Raw genomic sequence first — 24,778 nt, 5'->3', positions numbered from 1 at the left:
ACCCCCGGAAAGGGCGCAGGTTTGCGCTTTTCCGGGGTTTTTGGCTATGCTGTTCGATTCGATTTGAAAGAGTCAAGTTAAACACTATTTTTATATATGGTGATATTTTTCATGTGCAACAGTCTCCTTTTTTAGATATAATTTCCTTGAAACAAGGAGGGATTGTTATTTATGAGAAAAATTATCAAGATTGCAGTTGCATGTACATTTTTATTAAACCTAGCTTTTGCATCTACTATATTAGCAGCTCCAATCGACAAAAGTAATTTGAAAGAAGTCCAAACGTTGGATGGAGGTAAGTCATGGGTAGGAGAATGGAATGGGGATGATACAATTATTGTTGACTCTCAGGGTAATGTTATGACCGTTAGAGATGTGAGAGAAACATCAAGCTCTAGACCCACTGTGAACCCGAATATTATTAGAGATAGATTGCTTGCACCAGAATCAATTCAACCCGAATTTGAAGTCCCAAACGAATCTTTTGCCGCCTTGGTATCCGCCTATGGTCATGCATGGTCATACCAAGCCGAAAATAGTAGTGGAGTGAACTGCTATGCCTATGCAACAAAATATCCGTATTGGATTAACCCTGGAGACGGTGACGGCGTATCCAATCAAGGTGATGCGCAATACTATACAAATGTCAATTATACCGCAAATCAAGTTATACAGGATGGAAATACTAATCCTCTTTATTTCAAATCAGGTTGGAGAATACTCTCAAGTAGAACTGCAGCTGTTAATAGTGATGAACATAGAATTGCTTTACGCATTGGCTGGGTTGATACAAATGGTAACGGCAAAGTTGATCTTCCTGATTACCTGGGTATGGGTGGCGACCTTGTTGACTATCATTTTATGTTACAGAATAGTAATGGTTTGTGGTCAGAAAAACATGGTGAACAACCTTCGCAAAACACTGCAATATCAGATCCAAGCAGTATAGTGTGGAATAATGGCCCTTACTATAATTTCTATACGAGTGCAACAGTTTATATTGCAGCAAAAGTTCATTGAAAAGTTTACTAATCAACTTTCGCAGCATGAAATCGGCAAGAAGAACTTGATGTAGTTGGGTAGCGGCCCCGAGAGTTCTTGCAGAATTATTTCCGTAATAAGACGAGGAATTAACCCGGATAGGTAAAACCCCCGAGAAAACGCTAAATGGCGCTTCTCCGGGGGTTTTTGGTGTGCAGAAGAAGTTAATAGCCTTACAAGTATGGTCCTATTTGAAGGTTGTATTGTACTTGTGCTTTCTCATCTGCTTGATCCCGATGTTTTCCAAACAGATCAGCACATTTGATCGCTGTACTTTCGTTATTAATTCTAGCAGATGATTCTAGGCTTTGTATGATAAATTGGATGCCTTCTTTGCGCTTGTTGTGTAGATGATAAGCTGCTAATTCTGCAAGGAATTTGGTATGCTGATCTGACATAATCTGCTGGTTATAACCGCCAAACTCTGTAGCATATGTCTGATATGGGATAAAGTTAGCAAATCGTTCCAGAATATAATCAACATTCCATCCGTAGCGGTTAGCCGATGTTAAGATATTAGATAAAGCAACGAATATCTCATCACTTTGAGGTGAGATATGATCGACATACTCTGAAAGAACTTCCTGTTGACCTGACATGACCTGATAGAGCAAAGTATTTGCTGTACCCCACTCCTGAAACTGAGCTACAGTCCTTCTTGCATCTTCATCATCTTTGGATACCCAGCTTGCATCTGTGTAGAGCGTGACGAACTTTAGTGCTGATGTATAATCATGATGTTCCTCAAATATACTTGCGCGCATTAGATGAGAGTAATAAATATAGAAACATAGCGGTTTTTCAGGTTTTTTCTCGTCAGTCATCCTGCGATTTGATTTACGTTGAAGATTATAACGAAGCATAGACAGATGGAGCATATCCTGAGCTAATTTATCTGCTTTTGCCCATTTATGTAGTGAATAATACACATTTACTAAGTTTTTAATCCCATCCAACTGATCCGCCTCATCCAGCCTGTTCAAATAACATTCAAAGATATGCGCCGCCTGCAGATTCCGGGTCTGATCGTCGCCAAGGGCGATCCGGAAGAGGCGGTACTGGCACACCGCCAGCCGCTCGGAGTTCTGGTATTTCTCACAGTCGCTCACATTCTTGTAGAGCAGAGCCGCAGCTTGCCATTGCCCCTCCTGAAATAGCCCCTCAGCTACTTCAAACAACATGGGAGCGTAGGTCAGCTTCTCCAGCAATTGCTGAACCACCTGTTCAATGCAATCCAGACGCCCAAGCTCGGCTGAACGCAAAAGAAACGGCCTCAAACGCCGCCAGGTGGGGGGGGGAGTGAAGAGAACATTCGTCTACATATAAGCTGTAGAAGTGGTCCTCTGGCAGCTCCATCCCTTGGGTAATCCGTACCAGATGGTCCATAGCAATAGGCTGCTGACCCTTAAGCAACCGGCTAAGTGTTCCTGAATTAATACCCGTGTGAATGGAGAATTGATGAATGGACATCCCCTGCTGAGACAGATACATTGCCAATGCATCTCGAATTGTGGCAATCGTTGCGACCATGAATACACCACCTGACTGGATTCCAAAAAATATTTATAGTTGTAATAATATTCTATAATATTCCAATGGTCAATATTTCAAATGAGTACAAACAGTGAAATAGTGGCAATTGACAGAGAGAAACGCAGCAAAATGAAGAAAGCTTGAACAAAACTGAATTAGTTGCGACTTTTTTGTTTTATTACCGTATATATACCTTTATTACGACTAAAATACGCCAAAAGGAGCGATGCATCTTGAATTTCATGAACCAGAATGGCGATAATATCCCAGGGTTCAAGCTGCCGAAGTTGAAGCCGGGCATGTACAAAAGGATAGGGGTGGGGGTAGCGGCTGCGGCTGTACTTTTGTATATCGGCGCCACCTCATTTTATACGGTGCAGGAGCAGGAACGTGCGGCTATTCTGACCTTCGGCAAGTATACGAGTGAGAGCTCAGCCGGGCTTCATTTCAAGTGGCCCTATCCCATCCAGGATGTAATTACCGTGCCTGCGGAACTGACCCAGCGGATTCATATCGGATACCGCCAGGAGTCGGATGGAGCGGTGCCGGTGGATGATGAAGCCATGATGATTACGGGCGATGAGAATATTGTCTCTGCCGATGCGGTAGTCCAGTGGAAGATCAGTAATATCCGTGATTACCTGTATAACATTGATGACCCGGACAAATTCCTGCGTAACTCGGCCAGCTCCTCGATCCGTGCCGTGATTGGTTCTGAGAAGCTGGACTATGCGATTACCGACGGGAAGACGGTCATTCAGGATAAGGTCCGCGTGCTGCTGGTGGATCTGCAGAAGAAATACAACACCGGCATTCAGATCATCGATATCAAGTTCCAGGATATTGAGCCGCCAAGCGGCCAGGTGGAGGAAGCCTTCCGCGAGGTGACGAATGCCCGTGAAGAGAAGAATACGAAGATCAACAACGCCAAGAAGTATGAGAACGATATCATTCCGAAGGCGCGCGGTGAAGCGCAGGCCCTGCTGGAGCGGGCCGAAGGCGAGAAGAAGTCGCGTATCCTGAATGCGCAGGGGGATGTGGCGCGGTTTAATGCGATTTTTGCAGAATATGCCAATAATCAGAGTGTCACCGAGAGCCGGCTAGTTCTGGAGACCCTGGAGACGATTCTGCCTAACGCCAAGATCTTCATTACGAACTCGAACAGTGACACTGTGAACTATCTGCCGCTAAATGAGCTGATGCGCAGCACCAAGGATAGCACCTCTGCTCCTGCCGCTGTGAATCCGGCGCCTTCAGCCGCACCGCAAGGAGGAGATGCCAAGTGAAAAGAAACCCGATCATCCTATTGATATCATCTATCGTTCTAATTATTCTGCTGGCTGGCTCTATGTACATCGTGAAGGAAGGGGAATATAAGGTTGTTCTCCGTTTCGGTGAAGCGATGCGTGCGGTGGAGGAGCCGGGGCTGAAGTTCAAGCTTCCTTTTGTCGAGAATGTCTCGGAGCTTCCCAAGTATCAGATGACGTACGAGAGCTCGCCGACCAGCATTCTGACCAAGGACCAGAAGCCGATTGTGGTCGATAATTATACCGTCTGGAGAATCACCAACGCCTCGCAGTTCCTGAGAACCGTGCAATCGGTCAGCGGCGGGGTCCAGCGTATCGATGAAGCGGTCTACAACTCGGTGCGCCGTAAGCTGTCGGAGGTCAACTATGAGAATATCATCAGTGAGGATACCGGACGGGGCAATATTAACGATGAGATTACTAAGGACGTAGTAGCCGCTTTGACACGGGATAACTACGGTATAGAAGTCATTGATGTACGGATCAAGCGTACCGACCTGCCGGAAGAGAACAAGCAGAGCGTGTACAACCGGATGATCTCGGACCGTCAATCCATTGCTGCACGTTATCTGTCCGAAGGGGACGAGGAATCCCGGAAGATCACCTCCAAGGCGGACCGTGCCTCCCGGGAGCTGATGGCCCAGGCTGAAGCCGACTCGAAGAAGATTATCGCCGAAGGCGAAGGGGAAGCCGCCAAGATCTATAACCTGGCCTATGGCAAATCTCCTCAATTCTATAGCTTCTACCGTACGTTGCAGAGTTATGTGACCACGCTGAAGAATGAGCCGGTCATCATGATCCCGATCGATTCGCCTTATGCGAAGATACTGATGGGACAACAATAGTGTAATAAATACAAGAGCAGCACTCCTCCTATATGGAAGAAGTGCTGCTCTTTGGTTTGAGAGTATGTGCTTTTACATGAAAATCAGCAGCAACGTACCCGCTACGAAGCAGTAGTATGAAAAGTAAATCAGATTGCCCTTCGCCATAATGCCGATGAACCAGCGCATGGCATAGTAGGTGGCGACGAGGGTGGTGAGGAAGGCGATCAGGTAGGGCATCGCCAGCGCCGCACGGTTCGGATCATTCGCGATATCGGATGCGCCGAGGATCAGGCCCCCGATACTGATCGGAATGTACAGCATGAAGGAGAACTTCAGGGCGGTCTCCTGCTTCATCCCTACGGCAATCGAGGCAATCACGGTTGAACCGGAACGGCTGATCCCTGGAATCAGCGCTACGGCCTGGGCCAGCCCGACGATGATGGCATCCTTCACTTTGAGATTGCCGTCTCTTTTCTGGCCGCGCAGATTGCGGATCAGCCAGAGGGCAACCCCTGTAACAAGTAAGCTGATGGATACGGTATGTACAGAGGTGAAGACGCGTTCGATCGTATCCTTGAAGAATACGGCAGCAACCGCTGCAGGGATTGTGCCGATAACGATGTAGATACAGAACATGAATTCGGACCGGTACTTCGTATCGCGCGTCTTCAGATAACGGAAGAACCCTGTGATTAAGTCCATGATATCTTTGCGGAAAATAAAACAGATGGCGATCAATGAAGCCGTATTCGTTAAGATTTCAAAAGAGAGTCCATTCTGCTTCATCCCAAGCAGCCGCTGGGCAATGATTAAGTGCCCGCTGGAGGAGACGGGAATCGGTTCCGTCACCCCCTGTACGAGGCCTAACAGTAAGTAATTTAGCCAATTGTACCAGTTTTCCATGATTTCCTCCTGAATTTGAACTGCAAATAATGTGGATTAAGCCTGCCGTCTCCGGTACCGCTTGGAAAAGACGTACAGCCCGAAGCCGAGCAGGAACAGGGTTGCCGCTGGAAGAATGTATGGCTTGACGATCTCATCCACATGCTCCCATTGTGAGCCCAGCTTGTAGCCCAGATAGACATAGATCGAAGTGATCGGCAGCATGGCCAGGAAGGTATACAGACTGAATTTGAACACATTCATTTTGGCAATCCCGCAAGGGATGGAGATCAGCGTTCTCACACCTGGAATGAAGCGCCCGTAGAAGGCCACACCGCTGCCGTATTTCTCAAAAAAACGGTCGGAAGCGTCCAGGTGATGCGGGCGGATGAACAGATACTTGCCGTATTTATTCACCATAGGTCTGCCCCCGAACCGGCCAAGGGCATACAATGTCAGCGGACCGAGGGTGCCGCCGACCGTACCGGCCAGAATGGTCAGCAGAAGCTTCATATCCCCCAGATACACCCAATATCCGGCAAGCGGAAGCACGATTTCAGCAGGCACAAATTCAAAGGATAAGGCGATCATGATTCCGGCATACGACAAATCTTTGAAAAAAAGTATAAACTCCGTAATCCATTCTGTCATGCATTTCTCTCCCTTCTCAAACAAAAAGCCCCCTATTTAAAGGGGGCAGTCTCATCAACTGTCAGCACCCTCTCATCTTTGCAAGGCATCCGGGATGCCTCTAGTGCTGTGACTTATATGCTTATAGCATGCCGGTCACAGCGGTATCATCGGGCGAAGCCCTCCACCGAACTCTGGATAAGAGTATTATTCAATTTGATAACATTAAAACACAACTGTAACCCATTAAGCAAGTTTGGGAGAAGGGAGAAATTTTGGATGAAAAGTTGAAAGCGTTATCTCAGCTCGATCTTAAACACATCGCCCGCCTGCCCGCCGAAGACTGCCATTCCGCCTTGCGGCAATTGGACTGAAGGTTTTTTGCTAACTTTGGAGTGGCTTACAATCATCCCGTCCGCATCATAGACAACGTATCCGCCGCTTGGGGGAGCTGTAACGGTCATGGTTTTGCCGGCCGCCTTCTTATCGATCTTGAACCAGACGCTCTGGCCGCCCGCAGGAACGGTGCTGGTAGAGGCCGGCCCTCCGTAGATCGGCTTCACGGCATCCCCGCTGATATAAGCATTGCCGTCGATGGTTAAATATTCGGCACCGTTCTGCTTGGAAAAGGTCAGATCGAAGGCATCCCTACCGTTCATGACCGGGATTTCAGCCGCATTGACGGCGGTGTTCTCGTCCACAATCCGCGTCCCGGTGGCGTAGCCCTGTTCAATCTTCACAGTCTTCGTCAAGATGGAAGGGGAGAGGTAGAAGAAAGAATTGATTTTCTCATCCACAGCGTAGTAATGCTTCCCGTCTCTCTGTGCCCAAGCCTGCTTCGTAGAAGCTTTCAGCGGATTAGCATCCAGCTTCTGATACTCGTACGTGACCATCAGCATTTGACCGATACCGGGGATAGTTAAGTGGGTGTTCAGCTTCAGATAGGTTTTGCCGTTCTTCTGCTTATCGAAGCTCACAGCGGCACTGCCGTCCGGGCTCGTGAACTGTCCCTTGCCGGTATAGATATACTTCTGTGCAGGAATCAGACCGCCCTCCAGCTCAGGCAGGTTGAGTGCTCCATTCTTAATGGCTATGGCAGTGGTTGCGCCGACAGTACCGTATAATCCCGAATAGGCTTCCAGCTCGGCAGGCATAGCCGCTTTGACGGGAGGAGTGAAGGTGGCGTCCGGCAGAATCTGCTTAATCTTCTCGGTATCCTTCAGGTAGGCCAGCAACACATTGGTGGCGAAAATGGTGTTATAGATTGAGCTTCCTCCTGAAGAGAGCACCGCGATGGAGATATCGGATTCCGGCAGGGTAATCAGGTCAGCGTGATACATGATGGTATCTCCGCCTTTGGATAAGGCCTTGATTCCGTAATCACCGAATGGTGCCAGATCTACGGCATCCCAGCCCAGACCGTAATTGAAGCTGTTTCTCTCCTCAGGCACCCAGAGCCCGTTCTTGTATTCAGGCTGCTGCATCGCTGTAGCGGAGGCTTTTGACAGAACATCCGGGTGCTTGCCGTTCAGCATCTCGGCGAATGTAGTCAGATCCTCGGCTGTGGAATAGAGGCCGCCTGCTCCGAGGATATTGGCATTCTCGCTAGGCAATGCCTGCGTTAGACCAGGGAAGTAGGTCTTGGCGAGCTGCTGCCGGTTAAAGGTGTCCAGCGGCGTCTTGGTGGAGCTTAGCTTCAGCGGAGTGCTCATGTGCTGATCCAGGAACTCTGTATAGCTGCTGCCGGTCACCTGCTCAATCATCAGCTCCAGCAGTTGAAAGCCGTCATTGCAATATACGGAATATGCGCCGGGATCAGATTTGAGCCGCTCAGACTGAAGCCTTGTCAGCAGGTCATCATGATTCTGTGTATCGCTATCATCCATCAGAATGCTGTTCCCGTAGTGGCTGCCGTACAGGCCCGAGGAATGGTTCATTAACATGCGGGGTGTAATCTTCTTGTAGCGCTCATCGGCCATCTTGAACTGCGGCAGATACGTAGTCAGCGGCTGGTCGATGTCAATGATCTGATCTTCGGCAAGCATCATCGTGGCTGCGGAGACATGCATTTTGCTGACGGAGCCGATGCCGAACATGGTATCCTTCGTGATGGGAGTTCCGGCTGCCTTATCGGATACACCGAAGCCGCCCGACATTGTAACCTTGCCCTGGTCCCGGACGGCATACTGGAGTCCGCTTACTCCGTAATCGGATAAGATCTTCTTACCCAGCTCCTGCGCTTTGGCCTGCGCTGCCGTCTCCTTCTCCTGCGCCGACACCTGGGCTGCGGGCATCACCAGCATGGCCGCCAATACGACTGAAGTTAACTTGTTCATCATGAATTCCTCCTCTTGTGTCTCTTAGGTAATCTTCCTGAAGTTATCATACAGGCAGAAGAGAGGAGCATGGCCTGAATAACCCTGAAACGCGGATTACGATCCCTTAAGCGCATTTTATATAGAAGCTTCGCGCGAGAAGGGGAGGACCACCATATTGTTGAATTCCCGATGCCCGGCCTCAATCGTCATATTGCCGCCGTACTTCTCGCAGATTCTGGATATATTGGTCAGACCGATGCCATGGTATTCCGGGTCCGGCTTCCGGCTCTGCAAAGAGGTAGTCTCCGGGGCGGTATGATTCAGGATGCGTATGAACAACGCGGATTCACTGGAGTGCATCTGGATCAGAATGTAGCGGTCCTCGGCCAGCCGTACTTTTTTGGAGGCTTCAATGGCATTATCCAGCATATTGCCCAGCACAACGCACAGGTCATAACGGTCGATGTGAAGCTCCCCAGGCAACAGCTTAAGCCGGGTATCGATGCGGATGCCGTTCGCTTGTCCGATATTCAACGTGTTCGTGACCAGCGCATCCACCGCCAGATGGCCGGTGTTGACCCGCTGGTAGGCATCCTCTACTTTATTCAGCGTAAGCTTGATATGCGCAAGAGCCGCCGCCGGATCATCCCGCCGGATACACTCTTCAATGTAGAGGAACTGCTGATGGGTATCGTGGATGATTCTTTTGATCGACTTGAAGCTGTGCACCGTCTTCTCATAGTTGGCGTCCTGATAGTTCATCTGGTGCTGGAGCTGGGCGTTCTCATGCATGAACTGGAATTTGTCCGTTATCGTATCGAAGATATAGACAATCATCACATTCAGGAACAGGAAGCCGAGAATCGCAAAGAAATAATAGAAATCCTTCGTGCTGTTAACCGTAAGAATGTTGATCTGATAGGTGCTGATGAGCGGGACGAGCAGGAACATCACATAATACCGGTAGGGCAGGGATACGCTTCGGCGCTTGGAGATCAGCCGGATGATCTGAATCACCGGGAACATAATAATGCAGCTCAGGATCAGCCCCTTGATGAAGGCCGGCCGGTCAATCCCCGTACCCCCGTCCATGCTGGTGTAGTCTACCGAATCTATCATTGAGAAAATATACAGCGAGATAAAGCTGACCACCGTCATCAGCACAGCGTACAGCATGGAGAAGATCACCTGCGTCTTCATCTCCACCTTATAGGCTTGCGCCATACTGAAGATCATCAGCAGGGCTACGCCGGAGGAGAATAGAGGGGACAGCGGGCTGACCAGGTAGAGGAAGCAGAGCACCCCGTAGATGAGGAAATAAATGATCCGGTTAGGCTTCCTGGCGGACTTATCAAATACAGAGGCAAAGAAGAATTGGGTCTGAAAGCACATCACCAGCACCACACAGACGACAAGGGTCAGATTATAGTGTGTCATAGGAGCTGCCCTTCATGATCATGAATTTGGTGTAGAAGTCCTTAACCTCTTTGATTTTGGACCGGCCGATCGGGAACTCCTGCCCGCCCGACATCAGCACGGAGCCGCCCGCGAACTTGTGGACATGCAGCAGATTGATAATAATCGAACGGTGGATATGCAGGAAATGGCTGTCCCGCAGTGCTGAAGCGTACTCTGCAATAATTCCTCTGGTCTCATAGATTCCCGTGGTGGTAATTACATTCAGCTTGCTCTTGACCGTCAGGCTCTTAGCCGCCTCAATCCCGATAATATCATCATGCCGCAAGACGACCTCCTCATACCCGGACTTAATGACCATGAACTTCTTATCCTGGGCCTGGAAGTAATCACACAGCTTAAGAATTTTCTCCTCCAGGAGCTGCGGGGCGACGGGCTTGATCAGATACTGGAAGGTAATCACGTCGAAGCTCTCCACCATATATTCAGGGTAGCTGGTCAGGAAGATAATCTGTTCGTCAAAATGCTTCCGGCTTCTCAAACGGCGCGCCGCCTGAATCCCGTTCATACCTCCCATCTCCACATCCAGTATCAGGATATGGAAGGGGGCTCCGCCCCGTTCATAGTGGGAGATTAACTTCTCTCCCGAGGGAAACAGCTCGATTTCAAATTCGGTATCCGTCTTGACGGACAAGCCGACCAGAATCTTCTTCACCAGCTCCCGCTGCTGTTCTTCATCCTCACATACCGCTACCCGATACATCCAAGAGTCCCCCTTCACTTCCGGCTCCATGCCTAAGCAGATATTTGTACACAACATTATATAGTATTGTCCAGGGGAATGAGCGGATCAGGGGCCAAACGCATAAGTTAATCCCTGGACTGCAAAAGCGGAGCGGTGAACATCCGGAGATCAAGGCGAACGCTACGCTTGGTACGCGGGTCGTTCCGCCCGCTCCGCTGTTTAAGCGTATGGCTCAGGCACTGCTGCTACTTCCACAGCCGCAGCAGCGGCCCTGCTTCGCCATAGACGGGATCACGCTCCGGCAGCGGGACTTCGCGGATCTCGAGGAGCGCCGCAGCGAAGTCGTCTGCATTGGCCTGGCGGGTGTTATAGTCCATGCCGCCGGGATATGCGCCTGCAATACGGAAGTCCGGCGTGGCCGAGAGCTTCTTGTGTGCCGTCCCGGCAGGCAGCGCCACAACATCACCGGCCTCAACTTCGGCGGTGTATCCGGCATCTCCGCCAAGCTGAAGGCTGGCGCTGCCGGAGATCACGCCCAGTACCTCATGTGCGTTGCTGTGATAGTGGTGGTAGGGGAAGACGCCATTCACCCAGCTATTCAGCCAGCCATTGTTATTGAAGATCTGTTCTGTGTCTTTCGGGTGGTCCCGGAGAACACCTTTGTACAGCACGGCGGCAAGCTGAGGATTGTTCGGGAGCAGGCCATCAGCGTGGAAGCTGAGCTTAATTATAGATTCATCTTGCTCACGGCTTGTTGAATGATGTTCTGGCATAACGGATCATCTCCTTTGTATATAGAATTACCCTGATGCTTGTAATGCACACCATGGCTTTATGGGAGGGATATTTTTTCTTTGAATGGCGCTATTTCCTGCGCTTGACCTGCTTGTAAAAGGGTAATTGATGGCATGCAGTGTAACATAGCTGTTATAGAGGGTTGTAAAAGGGAGGGATTATAGTGAGAATTATCCGTAAAATCAGTACCCTGCTGGCGGCCGCGCTGCTGCTGCCTGCCATTCTGGTGCCGCCGGGGGCAGAGGCTGCTCCGGTACAGGCGAAGGCTGCGCCGGCCGGGACGGTGGCCGCTGCCGCTTCAGCGGCCCAGAGTCCGGTAACGAACGGCCTGGTGCCCCTGACGGGGGCCATCAATGGAAATCTGCCGATCCATATGTCCATTAAGGTGGAGAGCGGGGGCAAGCTGACCGGCAGTTATTATTATGATAAATACAAAAAGACGATCAGACTCACCGGCAATGTCAACGGTAAAATCGCCCATATGTATGAGTATGATGCCAAGGGCAAGGAGACCGGTCATTTCCAGGGCTGGTGGATTCCCAGCACCGGATTCGCCGGGGTATGGAGCAATCCGGACGGTACCCGCCAGCTTCCGGTAGAGGCATTGACGTCTGCCGCCGCAGCGAGCTCCAAGGTGCCATCCGCTGCGGATTGGCAGGGGGAATGGTATATGCAGAGTCAATCGCCTTTCTATGGATCTTATGTTGAATTCAGCAACGTCAAGAGCGATAAGCTGGTCTTCTCTATCGATGCCTACGATGGAGCCCATTCCGGCCAGTTGCATGAAGAATCGGCAGTGGTCCGCAAACGGATGGCCGTCTACAAGGAAGAGGACGGTTCAGTGGTCTTCTTTTATCTGCTGAACGGCAGCCTGCATGTAACCAGCCCTTCGCCGGTGTATTCTGCCGGTGCTAATGTAACCTACACCGGCCAGTATACAAGAGACCCGCAAGAGAACGTCTACACTCTGAGGGACACCGGTGTCTTCAAGACAGCGGCAGATGACAAAGCCTTCCGTAAACTGGTAGGGGAAGATTATGACTTGTTCCTGTACAGTATGCAGCTGCTGGATGAGCCGAAGGATCTGGACGGCAAGGGTGCGCGGGTGGTGCGGGGTGGCGTGAGAGGGCTGTTCACCCTTACGGAAGCCATCATCATGTATGATAAGCAGGGCCATTTCTGGGCGGCTGCGCTTGATTCGGATGAAGCCTCTGATTCAGACGAGGTTCCTGAGACCTTCGTGCGGTTCTATACGAATGTGTCCGGCACCAGCAAGCTGCCGAAGACCATGGTGAAATGGATGGAGGCTTTTCCTGATTACGCAGTAGTCTATATGAATTTCTGAACACGCCAGAGCGTTTTAAGTTCCCTGTAATGGGTACTAGAAAAGAGTGAGGGTCCGTCTGGCATGGGTAGCTACTGCACGAGAACCAGTGTACACCGGTTATGTCAGCGGATTCACATGTCCTGCAGCCTTTCACTGAAAGGAAGGGACAGCGCAGATGCGCAGGTCCTGCCGCTATAATGAAAGCTGCGGGTGCAACAAGAAACGGTATGCCTAACCCCTGACCGGGGGGCGGCATACCGTTTTTGTATAGACTCTGTAATCGCCGGAGGTCCGGCACGAAATCAAGTATATAGACGCTTCCAGTTCGTATACCAGCGTTCGACCTTGGCGGAGGGCTTCAGCTTCAGGTCCCGCCAGAGCAAGCTGCGGAGCTTCTCGTACTGCTCCTTTGGATGTCAGTCAGCGGAAATCCCGGATAGAGACGCCTCCCCGTTCTAACTGGTTGGTATTGAAGCAGCGGAATAGTAGCGAGTAAGGCTTATCCGAGTCTATTTATTTTGGGGGACGATGAGTATAGAAACAGGTGTTTTTACACATTTATTGCGAGGCACATGAATACCATTAAAGTAAATAAGTCCAACTAAAAAGAGGAGCGATGTTATGGTACGCCATTACACCCAGCTGGAAATCATTAATTTATCAAAATTGCCACCGACCACAGTGAAGAGATGGCTGGAATATTTCTCTTACTTCGTACCGAGAACCCGGCAAGGAGATCAGGTGCTCTATCCCTATGAAACTTTGAAACTATTAAAACGGATCAGTGAACTGCGCATGGAACGCTATCATCTAAGCACCATTGTCCGCCTGCTGATAGAGGAGGGATTCCCGATGTACACCAAGAGTGAACAAGAGCTTCCCGTACCAGAGCGAACGCAAAGCCGTATAGCCGAAGTCCCGGAGTCGGACAGACAGCAGCAGCTTGTGGCCTCGCTCTCCTCCCTTGCTAATGAGCTGATCCGGATTGCGGATCATTTGAATCACTTGAAGATGCAGTAGTAACAAGCCGGGAGAATGGGACGGGCGGCACCTGATATGACCAGGGCTTGTCCAATTTATTGTGTGCTAGTGTGTCTGTTGCATCTTACATGCCAGACTGAGGGTTTCAGCTTCCGGAATAAGCAGCGAACAGGAAATTGCCCTATCATAGCATCAAGTTCCTTCCGGCTGCTGTATAACCCTTCCTATAACTCCATTACCGGCTCCAAAAATAACTTATTCATGAATCTCCGCCCGTAGGGAATTATAGAATCAGAGAGATTTCTCTAATTCGACGATAAGGACGGAAATCATGAAGCAGACTTCTGAATCAACAGAGGAAGAGAAGAAACTGAAGTGGTGGCAGCTTAGCCTGCTCGGCATTGCGGGGACGATCGGCACCGGGTATTTCCTCGGCTCGGGTCTGGCGATCTCGATTGGCGGCCCGGCGGTGCTGCTGGTCTACCTGCTGGCGGCGGCGGGGACGTACGCCGTATTCGATGCGCTTGCGCGGATGACAGCGGCGCAGCCGGAGCAAGGCTCCTTCCGCTCCTATGCCAAGCAAGCATTCGGCAATTGGGCCGGGTTCGGCAGCGGCTGGTTATACTGGTTCTCGGAGCTGCTCATTATGGGCAGCCAGCTCACCGCACTGGCCATATTCTCGCGGTTCTGGTTCCCGGCCGTTCCGATGTGGGTCTTCGCTGCCGGGTATGCGGTGGTCAGTCTGGGGATTGTATTCTTCGGCAACAAGGGCTTTGACCGGGTGGAAAACGTGCTGGCCGTCATTAAGGTGGCGGCTATTCTTATGTTCCTGGTAATTGCAGCCGCGCTGCTGGCGGGCTGGATTGGGGGCGGCAAGTTCACCCCAAAGGTGCCGATGAGCTATAAGGAGCTGTTCCCGTCCGGTGGGATCGGGTTGTGGTCCGCATTCATCTTCGCCTTCTATGCTTACGGCGGGATTGAGGTGCTGGGGATTATGTCTTACCGGCTCCAGAAGCCGGAGGAAGCGCCGAAGGCGGGGAAGGTGATGCTACTGGGTCTGGGAACGGTATACATTTTGTCCATTGGACTTGCGGTCATTATGGTACCGCTTAGCGCTTTTAACCCCAAGGAGAGTCCCTTCGTCCTGGCCCTGCGCAGTGACCATCTCGCCTTCGTGCCGTATCTGTTCAACGGGGTGCTGATTATTGCGGGCTTCTCGACGATGACTGCGTCGCTGTATGCCATTACTTCGATGATGCTTACGCTGTCCCAGGAGGGGGATGCGCCCAAGGTATTCGCGAAGAAGTGGAAGGACAAGTATCCGCTGCTTGCACTGTGCCTGATCGCGGTCGGTCTGACGGGTACGGTGGTTATGGCCTTGCTGCTGCCGGGAAAAGTCTATGAATACGTCACCACCGCCGCCGGCCTGATGATTCTGTATAACTGGGCGTTCATCCTGCTCTCCTCGGCCAAGCTGCTCAAGTCAAGTCTGCTCAGCGGTATGAAGCGCTGGAGCGGGCTGGTGCTCATTCTGACTGCGGTCAGCGGAACGCTGTTTCATAAGCTTAGCCGCCCGGGCTTCTATATCAGCCTTTTGATTGTAGCGTTGATTGCGCTGAGTGACTGGATGGTCCAGCATTACCGTCACAAAGTCTAATGAAAGAACAGCAGCCGGACGGCCTGAATCCCGAAATAGAGGCCGAACCCGACCAGCGACAAGCCGGACAAGACAGAAATCGCCTTCAGCACTCGCGAAGTCAGGAAGGAGCGGAACATGCTGGAGGCGGCCGCCATGGTTACATCCCAGAGCAGAATACCGAGAACAATGGCGCCGCTGTAAATCAGAAGCTGCTGCATCGGGTATTCGTTAACTGCTTTGGCTAGAATCGAGCCGTAAATACCCAACCAGAACAGGATGGACAGGGGATTGAACAGCGACATCAGGAATCCTGAAATGAAGGATTTGGACAGGGAAGCTCCGCTGCCTCTCGTCTCTGCTGCCGTAATCTCGCCCGAGTGCATGATGCTCTCGATACCGGTATAGACCAGCACGAAGAAGCCGAACAGCCACAGGAAGGCCTTGACGAACGGGGCATCCAGCAGATGGATCATCCCCAGATAGACAAGCAGCATGTAGATGATATCAGCGCTGATCGCACCTAGACCCACCGCCCAGGCCGGCATGAAGCCTCCGCGCAGCCCCTTGTCCAATTGGGCGGCATTAATGGGGCCGATGGGTGCTGACAGGGATAAACCGAGAACCATATAACCTATGAAAATGTTAATGTTGTCCTCCTCCTTTCTATATAGATAGCTTATTCGGCAGGAGGACATATTAGGACCCGAAGAAGGCCCGCGAAGAATCGCGGGCCTCTTGCTGTACAGATGCCGGAACCTGCCGCGTTACGCGTGGACCGTCTCCGGTCTCTTGACGAGCAGCGGCGGAGGAATCAGCCAGCCTTTTTTCTTCAGCAGATGAAGATTCTTCATGCCGATGGCCGCCTTGGTCAGATGATATTTGGCGAATAATGCGCCGATATCCTCACGGATGGACTGCCCCATCGCCTGGCTGCATGCCACCATCCCGACCGCCAGATTGGCTGCAATCATGGCCGCAATCTCAGGGTCTGTGAACCTTGCGCCCACCGGAATATCCTCCAGTCTCGCTTCAGGACGGTTCGGGAGCGCCGGAGCAGCTGCAATACCCTGCTCGGACAGCAGTTCGTCGCACTCACTGATCTCCAGCTCTGCCTGATCAATCATCCCGGCCAGAATTTTTTTCAGATCGCTGTCCCCGGTGTGATACATGTAAGCTCTGTAGCTTGATAAAGCGCCCTTCGCTGCCATTGAGGTCTGCCAGAGGGTGAAGATCTCACCATAATGTAACGGTTCATCCTTGGGGTTGCCGCCTAGAATTCCTGTCATAGAGGTAAGCTCCTTTACGGGTTGGATTTTGAACATGGAATAGCATGCCCGCAGGTAACGGAGATATTACAGAGCGCCATTCTGAAGTTGTTGACACGGATAAGAGGCTGCCCGTTATGCCATAATAGGCAGATGTGAGGTCAGGGTGGTGTTCCCGGTGATCTCCTGTACTGGCCTGTTCGTTGTGCTACGGCTGGTATCTGATTATAAAAGGCAGGTCCAAGGGGTATAAATACAGCAGTTAGACCGACAATAAGCAGGATGCGAATATAAAAGAAGGTGGTTCGTCCATGAACGGGTCAAAAGAGTCCCAAGGGGAAAATGGTTCAAAAGGGGCATTAATCGCGCTCGCCTCCATCCCGCTGATTATGACACTGGGCAACTCCATGCTATTGCCGATTCTGCCGCAGATTTCCAAGGAGCTGGGAATAGGAGCGTTCAAGGTCAGTATGATCATCACGGTCTATGGCCTTATTGCCATTCTGATGATTCCGATTGCCGGATATCTATCCGACCGCTTCGGACGGAAAAAGGTCATTCTGCCCAGTCTGATCCTTGCCGCCCTGGGCGGAGCAGGATGTGTTGCCGCTGCCTGGTTCTTCAATGGAATCACGGCGTACTGGATCATTCTTGCCGGACGGTTCGTGCAGGGGATTGGAGCAGCAGGCGCCTTTCCGATTGTCATTCCCTTTGTGGGCGATCTGTTCAAGGATGAGAAGGAGGTCAGCAAGGGGCTCGGAATCATCGAGACCTCCAACACCTTCGGTAAAGTGCTGAGCCCGATTCTGGGGGCTTATCTGGGCACCTTGCTGTGGTATGCCCCTTTTATCGCCATTCCCGCCCTTTGCCTGATTTCCTTTGGGCTGATGATCTTTCTGGTCAAGAAGCCCAAGACAGAGGAAGAACCCGAGAAGACCAGCCTCAAGCAATTCCTGACCGGCATCAAAGAGGTGCTGCATGAAAAAGGCCGCTGGCTGTACGCCATCTTTGCCATTGGCGGGATTTGTATGTTTGCCACTTTCGGGGTTCTGTTCTACTTATCTGAGACCCTGGAGTCCAAATATAATCTGCATGGCGCTTACAAAGGCTTCGTGCTGGCTATTCCGCTGGCCGTGCTGTGCCTCGCTTCCTACAGAAGCGGCAAAATCATCGGCAAAAACAAGCTGCTGATGAAATGGCTCGGCTTCGGCGGCATGGCTGTACTGACGGCTGCCATGCTGATTACAGGCTTTAACGCGAATATCTATTTCATGGTAGGCTTCTTAAGCTTAAGCGGGATCGGGATCGGCGTAGTGCTGCCTTGTATGGATGCGCTGATTACGGAGGGGATTGAGAAGGAGAGCCGGGGCACGATCACTTCCTTGTACAGCAGCATGCGCTTTATCGGGGTGGCGCTGGGGCCGCCCGTCGTCTCTCTGCTGATGAACCGGGGGCACTGGACCTTGTTCGGCACCATGGCAGGAGTCGGTGCGGTTGGCGGCTTACTATCGTTCTTCGCGGTAACGCCAAGCAAGGAGGACTCTGAAGGCGGAGAGCGGCCGGAGCGTAGCACGTTCAAGGCGAAGAAGGGGAACCCGCTGCGCCAGCGTGCGCGGTAGGTGGTTAGTAAGTGTAAGTGTGTTTGTACGTTTTTATGGTTGAAGGGGCGCCCCATATGAGGCGCCCCTTATTTGCTCTTCTCCACTATAAGAAACACTAAAGAATAAACGACAAGCGAAAAGGAACGGAGGGGAAATTTGGAACTGTAGGAGCGTTAGCGACCGCCTGAAAGCTTTCCCCAGGAAAGCTCGCATCGTAAGCCTTAGCTGTCTCCGGATTTCTACCGCAAACAGCGGTCTAATCAGGAAATCTGGAGACAACAGCGGCCGGAAGTCCAAATGTTCACCGCAGTGACGATTACGCTTCGTTATAAAAATACAGTGTTTCTTATCCCCCTACACCTCAATGATAATCGGCAGAATCATCGGACGGCGCTTCGTCCGCTCATACAGGAACTTGCTGAGCGTGTCCTTCAGCGTCTGCTTGATCAGGTTCCACTGGCCGAGATCCGCCGGACTCATTTTCTGGAGAGTAGCCTTCACGAGCTGGTTAATCTCATCCATCAGACTGTCTGAATTGCGGACATAGATGAACCCGCGTGAGATGGTATCCGGTTCACTAAGCAGCCGTCCGTCAGCTTGACTTAGGGTAATTACCGTAATTAGCACCCCGTCAGCGGACAACTGTCGGCGGTCCCGCAGCACTACATTGCCGATATCGCCAATTCCCAGACCGTCCACGAAGATCTGCCCCGCTGTGACCCGTCCCGACTGGCGGACCACTCCGGCTGCCGACTCTACAACCTCTCCGTTCTTGAGCAGGAAAATATGGTCTCCCCGCACCCCGACCCCTTCAGCCAGCAGCCGGTGATGATGCAGCATCCGGTATTCGCCGTGGATCGGGATGAAGTACTCCGGCTTCATCAGGGTCAGCATCAGCTTCAATTCCTCCTGGCTGCCGTGGCCGGAGACATGCAGCTCGCTGCGTGAGCCGTAGATGACCTTGGCCCCGAGGATATAGAGATTATCCACGATCCGCGATACATTGCGTTCATTGCCCGGTATCGGATTCGCCGCGAGCAGCACGGTATCTCCGGCCTGAATCTCCATCTGCCGGTTGCTCGCATTCGCCAGGCGGGATAACGCGGCCATCGGCTCACCTTGGCTGCCTGTGCACAGAACAGCCACTTCCTGCGGCGGAAGCTTCGCGGCCTCTACAGGCTCGACCAGCATTCCGTCAGGGATGTTAAGATATCCCAGTTCCCTGGACACACTTACAACATTCACCATGCTCCGCCCCAGTAAGGCCAGCTTGCGTCCGGTAAGACCGGCAGCATCGACAATCTGCTGGAGGCGGTGAACATTGGAGGCGAAGGTAGAGACGAAGATTCGCCGCTCAGCCTGCTTGAAGGCCTCCTCCATATGTGCTCCGACCAACTGCTCGGAGGGAGTGAAGCCGGGACGTTCTGCGTTCGTGCTCTCGGAGAGCAGGAAGCGGACGCCTCTCATGCCGATCGCAGCCATTTTGTGAATATCCGGGTATTGCTTGTTGACCGGAGTCATATCGAATTTGAAATCTCCCGTGTGGACGACTGTCCCTTCGGGGGTATCGAACACCACGCCCAGACAGTCCGGTATACTGTGATTGGTCCGGAAGAAGGTGGTGGTCACCGCACCGAAAGTGAGCTCGGAATCGGCATCAATGCGGTGAAGCTGGGCATCCCGGAGCAGCCCGTGCTCCTTCAGCTTCGTCTCGATCAGGCCGAGGGTCAGGCGGGAGGCATAGAGCGGGAGGTTCATCTGCTTAAGCAGGTAGGGAATGCCGCCGATATGGTCTTCATGCCCGTGGGTAACAATCAGGGCCCGCACCTTGTCGCGGTTGTCGAGCAAATAAGCGATGTCGGGAATGATCAGGTCAATCCCCAGCAGGCTCTCATCGGGGAATTTGGACCCGCAATCGATGGCGATAATATCTTCACCATATTGCAGGATATACATATTTTTTCCGATCTCGTGGACTCCACCTAAAGCGGCAATCCGCAGGCGTTCTTTTGACATTGTTACAACTCCTCCTTTTATCCGTATGCTTATTATGTTAGGAGGGAAGGCTTACTATCCGGTATCCCGGAAATAACATTCTTCACATTACTAATATAACATGGTATATTAGGTTGTGTCTTTCCAAGAGAAAGCGGTAATGGAGGTGCTTGATATGGCCAATGACTCAGGCTCGAAGCCGATGTACGAAATGATCTTTCATACGCTGCGTGAGCGAATTACGAATCATGAATATAAAGCGGGGGAGCGGGTTCCCTCAGAAAAAGAACTGTGCAGTGAATTTGGGGTGAGCCGGATTACCTCCAAGAAAGCACTGAAAATGCTGGCTGATGAACATCTAATCGTCCGTCAGCCAGGCAGAGGCTCCTTCGTAGCCGATGCGAATTCGCTGATCATGAAGCCGTTTGACAGCCAGCAGACGGTCCGGCCGGCAGGCAAGAAACGGATCATCGGACTGGTGATTACACACTTCAGTGATATGTACGGCACAGAGCTGATATACGGGATGGAAGAGGCTTCGCGGGAGAATGACGCATTTCTGATTGTGCGGCGGTCGTTCGGGATTCCCGAGCTGGAGGAGCAGGCGATTCAACAGCTCTTGGGGCTTGGGGTGGACGGGCTGATTATCTTCCCGGCGCAAGGCGAATATTTCAGTGCCGAGATCCTGAAGCTGGTCATCCAGAAATTCCCGTTCGTCATGATTGACCGGTATCTAAAGGGGATTCCCGCCTCTTCTGTGAGTACTGATAATATTCAGGCGGCCAAGGAAGCCACGCACTATCTCTTCGGGCTTGGGCACCGCCATATCGGATTTCTCGCGCCTCCGCCAGCGAATACAACCGCAATAGAGGAACGGATCGATGGTATTCTCGAAGCTCACATGGAGCATAATCTGCTGGCGAACCGTGAATTATGGATGGAGACGATCACGTCTACTATGCCGAATGTATTTGACCCGGAGGCCCGTATTAGCGATGTAGACAAGCTGGTAGAGCATCTGCGGAAATATCCTCAGATCACCGCGCTGTTCGCAGCCGAATATAGTATCGCGTTGCTGGTCGAAGAGGCGGCGGGCAAGCTGGGACTGCGGATTCCCGAAGACTTGTCCCTGATTTGCTTCGACAGCCCGGAGTCCTATGAAGGCTGTAGAGTGACGCATATGCGCCAGAATCAGTTCAGCATCGGCAAGCAGGCGTATGAGAATGTATTCACTATGCATGGGAACGAGCAGCCGATTTCCCGGATTCTTTTACCGGCCGAGTTGATTAAGGGCAAGTCAACAGCACCGGTCCGCAAGGACTGACCTGGCTGAGCAGCGTACCTGGAATTCTTGAAAGCCCAACCGTGGGAGTAAGATCAAAGCCTCCGTTGCGGGGGCTTTTTTTGTTATTCAGCTTCCGATCTGAATATACTATATATACCAATAGGTCATACGACTCTATAAATATACCATTATTATATTGACATATTAATATTATTTGTTTACTATGATGAAAGCGTTTGAAATACTGATATATACCATTTGGAGGTGCGACATACACCCGTGAAGCTACAGAATGAAATTCCGAAGTCTGTTTATGATTTGATCGGCAAGGTACAAGGGGAGTTGCCAGACTCTTCCAAGCTGGCCAAGATGTTCGAGGACTGCATTATCAATACTATTGGTACCACTATTTCGCAGAAAGCGGATGGCACCACCTTCGTTATAACAGGTGATATACCAGCTATGTGGCTGCGTGATTCCGCCGCCCAGGTTCGCCCGTATCTGCTGCTTGCCGCAGAAGATCCTAACATGGAAGCGATGATTGCGGGTCTTGTGAAGCGGCAGATGAATTATGTTCTGCTCGATCCGTATGCCAATGCCTTCAATGAAGAGGCGAACGGCCACGGGCATCAATCGGATCTTACCGACATGAGCCCATGGATCTGGGAACGCAAGTATGAGATTGATTCGCTGGCGTATCCGATCCAGCTCAGTTATCTGCTCTGGAAGAATAGCGGCTGCGTCACGCAGTTCGATGAGACCTTCCGCAAGGCAGCGCTCGAAATTATGAAGCTGTGGAGAGTGGAGCAGCATCATGAGACGGAGTCGGGCTACCGGTTCCAGCGGCTGGATGCACCGCTTACAGATACCTTGACCCGGGAGGGCAAAGGCAGCGAAACCGCTTATACCGGGATGACCTGGTCAGGCTTCCGGCCTAGTGATGATTGCTGTGAATATGGTTATCTCGTGCCGTCCAATATGTTCGCTGTGGTGGTCCTGCGCTATCTGGAAGAGATCGCTCAAGAGATCTACGGGGATCAGGAGCTTGCGGCAGCGGCACAGAAGCTGGGCCAGGAGATTAATCAGGGGATTCAGGAGTATGGAATCTATAATCATCCGGTCTATGGGAGAATCTATGCTTATGAGACGGACGGGCTAGGTCATTACAATCTTATGGATGATGCCAATGTTCCAAGCCTGCTGTCCTTGCCTTACCTTGGCTACACCGACGAGAATGACGAGGTGTACCGCAATACCCGGAGATTTATCCTTAGCGAAGATAATCCTTATTACTATAAAGGACAGGTTGCGGAAGGCATCGGCAGTCCGCATACCCCGGAGGGTTACATCTGGCACATCGCCTTGTCCATGCAAGGACTTACGACACCGGAACGCAGCGAGAAAGAACGCTTACTGCAACTGATCCAGGATACGGATGGCGGCACAGGCTTGACCCATGAAGGCTTCTCGGTCAACGATGCCGCAGCATTCACCCGTCCATGGTTCTCCTGGTCGAATATGCTGTTCAGCGAACTGATTATGGATTATTGCGGATTACGGGTAGTGAAGTAGACCGGATAGTGAAGTAGAAAAGACGGCTTGTCCGTTCTTTTTGAAGCTTTAATGAAAGCGTTAAAATATAAGAATTTATATGTTGCACACGATAACTTATCCTTCTATTTCTCGCTGAAACGGGTGCCGTCCTTAAAAAGGACGGCAAAGACGTTTCCACTTGTCAAACTACAACCAAAGGGGCAAAGACAAATGAAAATGAATAAATTTAAAGTTTCGATGACTGCGGCAATGGCTTCTCTTCTTCTGTTGACTACAGCTTGTTCAAGCGGCAATTCGAACTCCGGTTCGGGAGCAGCCGAAGGGAAGAAGGAGGTCACCATTACCTTCCGTTCGTCGGGCTCCGAAGATACATTGACCAAGTATTTTGAATCGGGACTGATAAAGAAATTCGAAACGGACAACCCGGATATCAAGATCAAGATTGCTCCGGTGCTGGCCAGTGAAGGAGATTACACCTCCAAGATCGTTCTGCAGATGAAGTCGCCCGATACAGCGCCGGACATCGTAGCCGAAGATACCTCGATCATCAAGTCGGATGCCGCAGCCGGATATCTGGAGCCGCTGGATACGCAGGTTGCGGGCTGGAGTGACTGGAAGGATAAATTCATTGAGAACCTCAAAGCCGGTGTGACTGGTGAAGACGGCAAAATCTACGGCATTCCTGCCACCTCCGATACACGCGGTATCTGGTATAACAAAGAGCTGCTGGCACAAGCAGGATTACCGGTACCGTTCAAGCCTGCTACCTGGGATGAGGTGCTGGAAGCCGCACGTACCATCAAGGATAAGCTGCCGGGCGTAACTCCGCTGAATATGATCGTGGGCAAGTCGAGCGGAGAAGGCGTAACCATGCAGACGCTGGAGATGCTTCTGTACGGCACGAACGACACACTGTATAACGATGAAACCAAGAAATGGGTTGTAAGCAGCCCCGGACTATTAGACTCCTTCAAATTCATTAATCAATTGTTCAATGTAGATAAGACAGGCCCTTCGATGCAGGTAGCGCTTAACGGACAAGCCGGCAGCATTGCCTTCCAGCAGCTGTTCCCGCAAGGCAAGCTGGCGATGGCCGTGGACGGAAGCTGGGCAGGATCAACCTGGTTCGAGAACGGCGCGGCTCCGATTGAGAATGTAGCTGACAAGATGGGCTTCGCTCCATTCCCGACACAGAAGGGTCAAGAGCCTGGAGCCATCACCATGTCCGGCGGATGGGCCTGGTCGATTCCGGCACAATCGCAGAACAAGGAAGCGGCGTGGAAGTTCCTGGAGTTCCTGATGAATCAGGAGAATGCAACAGGACGCGTAGTGGCAGAGGGCAACCTGAGCCCGCGTAATGATTCGGTGGACGTAGCAGGCTATACAGACCGTACGTATACAGCGGAGGCGCAAGCTTTACTGGAAGTGGCGAAATTCCGCCCGGCCAATGATCAGTATGCGACTGTATCTGCGCAGCTTCAGAGTATTGTAGAGAGCATTGCTTCAGGCAAGCTGTCGCCGGAAGATGCTGTGAAGCAGCTGAAGGATAATGTTACCCGCTCGCTTGGCGAAGATAAAGTAGAAGTCAAATAGAGGATTTGAGAATTCGAGCGCAGAGGAGAAGCCATTCTCCTCTT

General features: G+C 51.5%; 21 protein-coding genes. 10 read left to right on the top strand and 11 right to left on the bottom strand.

All coding sequences use genetic code 11. The features are described from left to right. Positions 1–171 precede the first annotated feature (171 nt). Positions 172–1,020, top strand: a complete 849-nt coding sequence (locus C162_RS36220) for a hypothetical protein (protein ID WP_143804199.1) — start codon at positions 172–174, stop codon at positions 1,018–1,020. Positions 1,021–1,214: 194 nt separating this feature from the next. On the opposite strand, the gene C162_RS27105 is transcribed toward C162_RS36220, so the two are convergent. Next, positions 1,215–2,249: a transcriptional regulator gene (locus C162_RS27105; RefSeq protein ID WP_235218547.1), complete on the bottom strand. Its 1,035-nt coding sequence runs from the start codon at positions 2,247–2,249 to the stop codon at positions 1,215–1,217. Between the two features lie 16 nt (positions 2,250–2,265). Next, on the bottom strand, positions 2,266–2,571 hold the full coding sequence (locus C162_RS37100; protein ID WP_235218546.1) for a helix-turn-helix domain-containing protein: 306 nt from the start codon (positions 2,569–2,571) through the stop codon (positions 2,266–2,268). Positions 2,572–2,816: 245 nt separating this feature from the next. Here C162_RS37100 and hflK point away from each other — a divergent pair, with 245 nt between their 5' ends. Then, positions 2,817–3,860: an FtsH protease activity modulator HflK gene (gene hflK / locus C162_RS27100; RefSeq protein WP_076154368.1), complete on the top strand. Its 1,044-nt coding sequence runs from the start codon at positions 2,817–2,819 to the stop codon at positions 3,858–3,860. Beyond that, on the top strand, positions 3,857–4,726 hold the full coding sequence (gene hflC / locus C162_RS27095) for a protease modulator HflC (RefSeq protein WP_036699631.1): 870 nt from the start codon (positions 3,857–3,859) through the stop codon (positions 4,724–4,726). The genes hflK and hflC overlap by 4 nt, the downstream gene beginning before the upstream one ends. A 72-nt stretch (positions 4,727–4,798) precedes the next feature. Here the strand turns inward: hflC and C162_RS27090 are convergent, their stop codons facing one another. The 6 genes from C162_RS27090 to C162_RS27065 all read right to left on the bottom strand — a co-directional run bounded on the left by C162_RS27090 (position 4,799) and on the right by C162_RS27065 (position 11,472). Beyond that, positions 4,799–5,611 (bottom strand): undecaprenyl-diphosphate phosphatase, encoded by an 813-nt coding sequence (locus C162_RS27090; protein ID WP_036699629.1) that lies wholly within the window; start codon positions 5,609–5,611, stop codon positions 4,799–4,801. A 36-nt stretch (positions 5,612–5,647) separates the two neighbouring features. Continuing rightward, positions 5,648–6,241 carry a DedA family protein gene (locus C162_RS27085; RefSeq protein WP_036699627.1) on the bottom strand — a complete coding sequence of 198 codons (594 nt, stop codon included), beginning with the start codon at positions 6,239–6,241 and terminating at the stop codon, positions 5,648–5,650. 275 nt (positions 6,242–6,516) lie between these two features. Then, the gene (locus C162_RS27080) at positions 6,517–8,556 is read right to left on the bottom strand and encodes a serine hydrolase domain-containing protein (RefSeq protein WP_036699625.1); all 2,040 of its coding nucleotides are present in this window, start codon (positions 8,554–8,556) and stop codon (positions 6,517–6,519) included. A 117-nt stretch (positions 8,557–8,673) separates the two neighbouring features. Then, positions 8,674–9,975: an ATP-binding protein gene (locus tag C162_RS27075; RefSeq protein ID WP_036699621.1), complete on the bottom strand. Its 1,302-nt coding sequence runs from the start codon at positions 9,973–9,975 to the stop codon at positions 8,674–8,676. Beyond that, the gene (locus C162_RS27070; RefSeq protein WP_036699618.1) at positions 9,962–10,717 is read right to left on the bottom strand and encodes a LytR/AlgR family response regulator transcription factor; all 756 of its coding nucleotides are present in this window, start codon (positions 10,715–10,717) and stop codon (positions 9,962–9,964) included. The genes C162_RS27075 and C162_RS27070 overlap by 14 nt, the downstream gene beginning before the upstream one ends. 227 nt (positions 10,718–10,944) lie before the next feature. After that, a complete protein-coding gene (locus tag C162_RS27065; RefSeq protein WP_051493967.1) occupies positions 10,945–11,472 on the bottom strand; it encodes a cupin domain-containing protein in 528 nt (175 codons plus the stop codon). Between the two features lie 185 nt (positions 11,473–11,657). On the opposite strand from C162_RS27065, the gene C162_RS27060 reads away from it, so the two are divergent. The 3 genes from C162_RS27060 (at position 11,658) to C162_RS27050 (ending at position 15,459) form a co-directional block, all read left to right on the top strand. Continuing rightward, entirely contained in the window at positions 11,658–12,839 is a 1,182-nt protein-coding gene (locus tag C162_RS27060; protein WP_036699615.1) for a hypothetical protein, read from the top strand. A 603-nt stretch (positions 12,840–13,442) separates the two neighbouring features. After that, a complete protein-coding gene (locus C162_RS27055) occupies positions 13,443–13,841 on the top strand; it encodes a MerR family transcriptional regulator (protein ID WP_036699613.1) in 399 nt (132 codons plus the stop codon). 292 nt (positions 13,842–14,133) lie between these two features. Continuing rightward, positions 14,134–15,459 carry an amino acid permease gene (locus C162_RS27050; RefSeq protein ID WP_036699611.1) on the top strand — a complete coding sequence of 442 codons (1,326 nt, stop codon included), beginning with the start codon at positions 14,134–14,136 and terminating at the stop codon, positions 15,457–15,459. Here C162_RS27050 and C162_RS27045 read toward each other — a convergent pair. Together C162_RS27045 and C162_RS27040 are read right to left on the bottom strand one after the other, a co-directional pair. Then, complete coding sequence (locus tag C162_RS27045) at positions 15,456–16,067, bottom strand: LysE family transporter (RefSeq protein WP_235218545.1); 612 nt, start codon at positions 16,065–16,067, stop codon at positions 15,456–15,458. The two genes, C162_RS27050 and C162_RS27045, sit on opposite strands and share 4 nt — an antisense overlap. Positions 16,068–16,205: 138 nt before the next feature. Then, entirely contained in the window at positions 16,206–16,727 is a 522-nt protein-coding gene (locus tag C162_RS27040) for a DUF3231 family protein (RefSeq protein ID WP_036699608.1), read from the bottom strand. 290 nt (positions 16,728–17,017) lie between these two features. On the opposite strand from C162_RS27040, the gene C162_RS27035 reads away from it, so the two are divergent. After that, positions 17,018–18,325 carry an MFS transporter gene (locus tag C162_RS27035; RefSeq protein WP_051493966.1) on the top strand — a complete coding sequence of 436 codons (1,308 nt, stop codon included), beginning with the start codon at positions 17,018–17,020 and terminating at the stop codon, positions 18,323–18,325. Between the two features lie 336 nt (positions 18,326–18,661). On the opposite strand, the gene C162_RS27030 is transcribed toward C162_RS27035, so the two are convergent. Beyond that, positions 18,662–20,323, bottom strand: a complete 1,662-nt coding sequence (locus C162_RS27030) for a ribonuclease J (RefSeq protein ID WP_036699606.1) — start codon at positions 20,321–20,323, stop codon at positions 18,662–18,664. Positions 20,324–20,477: 154 nt separating this feature from the next. Here C162_RS27030 and C162_RS27025 point away from each other — a divergent pair, with 154 nt between their 5' ends. The 3 genes from C162_RS27025 (at position 20,478) to C162_RS27015 (ending at position 24,734) form a co-directional block, all read left to right on the top strand. Further along, entirely contained in the window at positions 20,478–21,626 is a 1,149-nt protein-coding gene (locus tag C162_RS27025) for a GntR family transcriptional regulator (protein WP_036699692.1), read from the top strand. Positions 21,627–21,866: 240 nt separating this feature from the next. Continuing rightward, a complete protein-coding gene (locus tag C162_RS27020) occupies positions 21,867–23,159 on the top strand; it encodes a glycoside hydrolase family 125 protein (protein ID WP_036699604.1) in 1,293 nt (430 codons plus the stop codon). Positions 23,160–23,351: 192 nt separating this feature from the next. Beyond that, the gene (locus tag C162_RS27015; RefSeq protein WP_036699602.1) at positions 23,352–24,734 is read left to right on the top strand and encodes an extracellular solute-binding protein; all 1,383 of its coding nucleotides are present in this window, start codon (positions 23,352–23,354) and stop codon (positions 24,732–24,734) included. Positions 24,735–24,778 lie beyond the last annotated feature (44 nt).

Source organism: Paenibacillus sp. FSL R7-269, from assembly GCF_000517865.1.
Classification (GTDB): Bacteria; Bacillota; Bacilli; order Paenibacillales; family Paenibacillaceae; genus Paenibacillus_AQ.
The sequence above is the reverse complement of the archived record's forward strand: the minus strand, read 5'-3'. Positions and strand labels throughout refer to the sequence as shown.

Excerpts from the sequence above, each read along its gene's own strand:
- C162_RS36220 (WP_143804199.1), top strand. The coding sequence starts at position 172 with ATGAGAAAAATTATCAAGATTGCAGTTGCATGTACATTTTTATTAAAC.
- C162_RS37100 (WP_235218546.1), bottom strand. The coding sequence starts at position 2,571 with ATGGTCGCAACGATTGCCACAATTCGAGATGCATTGGCAATGTATCTG.
- hflK (WP_076154368.1), top strand. The coding sequence starts at position 2,817 with ATGAACCAGAATGGCGATAATATCCCAGGGTTCAAGCTGCCGAAGTTG.
- C162_RS27090 (WP_036699629.1), bottom strand. The coding sequence starts at position 5,611 with ATGGAAAACTGGTACAATTGGCTAAATTACTTACTGTTAGGCCTCGTA.
- C162_RS27085 (WP_036699627.1), bottom strand. The coding sequence starts at position 6,241 with ATGACAGAATGGATTACGGAGTTTATACTTTTTTTCAAAGATTTGTCG.
- C162_RS27080 (WP_036699625.1), bottom strand. The coding sequence starts at position 8,556 with ATGAACAAGTTAACTTCAGTCGTATTGGCGGCCATGCTGGTGATGCCC.
- C162_RS27075 (WP_036699621.1), bottom strand. The coding sequence starts at position 9,975 with ATGACACACTATAATCTGACCCTTGTCGTCTGTGTGGTGCTGGTGATG.
- C162_RS27070 (WP_036699618.1), bottom strand. The coding sequence starts at position 10,717 with ATGTATCGGGTAGCGGTATGTGAGGATGAAGAACAGCAGCGGGAGCTG.
- C162_RS27065 (WP_051493967.1), bottom strand. The coding sequence starts at position 11,472 with ATGCCAGAACATCATTCAACAAGCCGTGAGCAAGATGAATCTATAATT.
- C162_RS27055 (WP_036699613.1), top strand. The coding sequence starts at position 13,443 with ATGGTACGCCATTACACCCAGCTGGAAATCATTAATTTATCAAAATTG.
- C162_RS27050 (WP_036699611.1), top strand. The coding sequence starts at position 14,134 with ATGAAGCAGACTTCTGAATCAACAGAGGAAGAGAAGAAACTGAAGTGG.
- C162_RS27045 (WP_235218545.1), bottom strand. The coding sequence starts at position 16,067 with ATGGTTCTCGGTTTATCCCTGTCAGCACCCATCGGCCCCATTAATGCC.
- C162_RS27040 (WP_036699608.1), bottom strand. The coding sequence starts at position 16,727 with ATGACAGGAATTCTAGGCGGCAACCCCAAGGATGAACCGTTACATTAT.
- C162_RS27035 (WP_051493966.1), top strand. The coding sequence starts at position 17,018 with ATGAACGGGTCAAAAGAGTCCCAAGGGGAAAATGGTTCAAAAGGGGCA.
- C162_RS27030 (WP_036699606.1), bottom strand. The coding sequence starts at position 20,323 with ATGTCAAAAGAACGCCTGCGGATTGCCGCTTTAGGTGGAGTCCACGAG.
- C162_RS27025 (WP_036699692.1), top strand. The coding sequence starts at position 20,478 with ATGGCCAATGACTCAGGCTCGAAGCCGATGTACGAAATGATCTTTCAT.
- C162_RS27015 (WP_036699602.1), top strand. The coding sequence starts at position 23,352 with ATGAAAATGAATAAATTTAAAGTTTCGATGACTGCGGCAATGGCTTCT.